This window comes from Bacteroidales bacterium (assembly GCA_014860585.1).
Lineage (GTDB): Bacteria > Bacteroidota > Bacteroidia > Bacteroidales > 4484-276 > RZYY01.
This window is the reverse complement of sequence record JACZJL010000066.1, coordinates 1-2,638: the sequence shown is the minus strand read 5'-3', so window position 1 is coordinate 2,638 and position 2,638 is coordinate 1. Positions and strand designations below refer to the sequence as shown.

General features: G+C 44.2%; 3 protein-coding genes. 1 reads left to right on the top strand and 2 read right to left on the bottom strand.

From position 1 onward, the window contains the following. Positions 1–627 (bottom strand): phosphoribosylformylglycinamidine cyclo-ligase (locus IH598_07170; protein MBE0638282.1); only part of this gene is annotated, 627 nt, incomplete at its 3' end. A gap of 111 nt (positions 628–738) precedes the next feature. Between IH598_07170 and IH598_07165 the strand changes: the two genes are divergently transcribed. Continuing rightward, positions 739–1,974, top strand: coding sequence for a 6-phosphofructokinase (locus IH598_07165; GenBank protein ID MBE0638281.1), 1,236 nt, complete (start codon positions 739–741; stop codon positions 1,972–1,974). Between the two features lie 356 nt (positions 1,975–2,330). Here the strand turns inward: IH598_07165 and IH598_07160 are convergent. Next, positions 2,331–2,638, bottom strand: a 308-nt coding sequence (locus tag IH598_07160; protein MBE0638280.1) for a VOC family protein, incomplete at its 5' end; no start/stop codon positions are given.

Here is a 2,638-nt window from a genome sequence, read left to right as displayed (position 1 = left end):
AAGTCCATTACTGCCGATGCCGCTGTTGTATTCATTTTCATAAATCGATTGACCGAAAGAGGCAAGTCCTACAATCACGTCTCCCGGGCGGATTCGTGAGTTATCAATTACTTCCTTACGCTTTAAACGGGCAAATACAGTGGAATCAACAATGATTGTTCTCACCAGGTCACCAACATCGGCGGTCTCACCTCCGGTGCTGTTAACCGGCACGCCATAGTTACGCAGATTTTCAATGAAATCTTCCGTGCCCTGTATGATTTCGGTAATTACTTCACCGGGAATCAGCTTTTTATTCCGTCCAATGGTTGACGAGAGCTGGATGGTATCGGTTACACCCACACAGAGCAGATCGTCAAGATTCATCACTACCGCATCCTGGGCAATGCCTCTCCATACTGAAATATCGCCGGTTTCTTTCCAATAGACATAAGCTAGGGATGACTTGGTGCCTGCCCCATCAGCATGCATCACATTGCAATAATCGGGATCATAACCGGCCAGGTCTGGAATGACCTTGCAAAAGGCGCCAGGAAACAGTCCTTTGTCAATCTTTTTTATCGCATTGTGTACATCATCCTTCGATGCTGATACTCCGCGCAAATTGTATCTTTTTTGATCTTCCATCTTTTTTTTGCAAACTTAACTTTTTTATTTGACTCCATTACCGCTAATTTTCGACAGGCGCCTTCAAAGAATTCTTTCTACTTTTGCCCTGAATTTTTAATCAAAAAAAACATGAAGCAAACAATCGCAATACTTGCCGGTGGTGGACCTGCACCTGGCATTAATACAGTGATAGGAACTATAGCAAAGGTTTTTCTGGCAAGCGGCTACCGTGTTCTCGGGCTGCACGGTGGATTTCAAAGTCTGTTTATTGATAACCCTGAGATGACAGAAATCAACTTCGATCAGGCTGACAAGATACACAAGCAGGGTGGATCGGCGCTGCGCATGAGTCGTTACAAACCCAAAGACGCTGAATTCAGAACTGATTTTTTTGTTCAAAACAATGTTAAACTGCTGGTTACTATCGGTGGTGATGATACGGCCTCAACAGCCAACAGGATTGCCAAATACCTGCAGGAGCATAAGGTGAAGATCCAAAATATACACGTTCCGAAAACCATTGACAATGACCTGCCTTTGCCCGAAGGATCGCCTACATTCGGTTACCAGTCGGCCAAGCAGGAAGGGGTGAGAATTGCCCAAACCGTTTATGAAGATGCCCGTACCAGTGGCAACTGGTTCATAGTTGCGGTAATGGGGAGAGAAGCGGGTCACCTTGCTTTCGGTATCGGCGCAGCATGTCATTATCCTATGATTATCATACCGGAGATGTTTAACAAAACCGAACTGACCAACCGCAAGATTGTCCGGCTGATTATTTCTGCCATCTTAAAGCGTAAAATCCTTGGAATTACTTATGGAGCCGTGATCATCAGCGAAGGGGTGTTCCACTTTATGTCGGATGCCGAAATTGAATCCACCGGCATCAACTTCACCTATGATGACCATGGCCACCCTGAGTTGGGCAATGTTAGCAAAGCTCATATCTTTAATATCCTTGCTCAGCGCGAACTGAAACGACTTAAATTGGCAGTGAAAAGCCGACCGGTTGAGATTGGTTACGAGATCAGGTGTGTGCAGCCTGTTGCTTTCGACCTGCTTTATTGTGCACTTCTTGGCATGGGTGTAAAAAAACTATTCGACCAGGGCGCTACAGGGTGTATGGTAACCGCCGACCCCACAGGCGACATCGCCCCGCTCTATCTGAAAGATGTGGAAGACGAAAACGGAAAAGTCCGCCCACGATTGGTAAATATTGACTCACAGAAAGCAAAACTCGTTTATGGGTTCAATCACCAGTACATCACCGAAGATGATTATGAAGCCGCTTCCGCTTATGTAGAAAATCCTGAGGAATTCGATTTCTACAAAATTCTGAACTGGGAGAAGATTGAGATTGTGTAGTATCTTATTTTCTAATTTCTTGCATTTTTTGGCAGAATTTTCAAATAACAAATGTCAAAAGACAAATAAATACGAAATTTAAAAATTCAATTAATAAACTGATAAACATTCATTCCTGCCTGACCGCGTCACCCTGCCTGACTACGTCACGCAGGCAGGGCAGGCAGGGTAGGCAGAGCTTCTTTCACTGTTTGGATTTTTGATCCTTTGTACATTGTCCAAAGGACTCCTTTGGAGAGTTTTATTTGAGATTTGTTTATTGTATTTTGTAATTTCTGGTTTATCCAGGTTAGGGATAATGAGATTCAAGCAAACAACCCCGGAAAATTCACCAGGGCTGTTTTTATTACCCATTTTTACTTTGTCGTCTTTCCGCCCATTGCTGTAAAAACGCTGTCGACGGGTTCCCAGAGTTCAATCTTGTTACCTTCGGCATCCATGATGTGGACAAATTTGCCGTAATCGTAAGTTTCGATTTCATCCAGCACGGTCACACCATTGGCTTTTAACTTCTCCACCAGGCGTTCAAGAAACTGAACCCTGTAATTGATCATAAACTCCTTTTGGGAGGGAGCGAAATATTCACTTCCATTCTTGAATGGGCTCCACTGCAGGTAATTGATCTCATCAGGGCGGTTGGCGTTCCTGAATTCGAAACTTGAAC

Bases quoted from the DNA above. Each gene is read 5' to 3' on its own strand.
- IH598_07165 (MBE0638281.1), top strand. From the start codon at position 739: ATGAAGCAAACAATCGCAATACTTGCCGGTGGTGGACCTGCACCTGGC.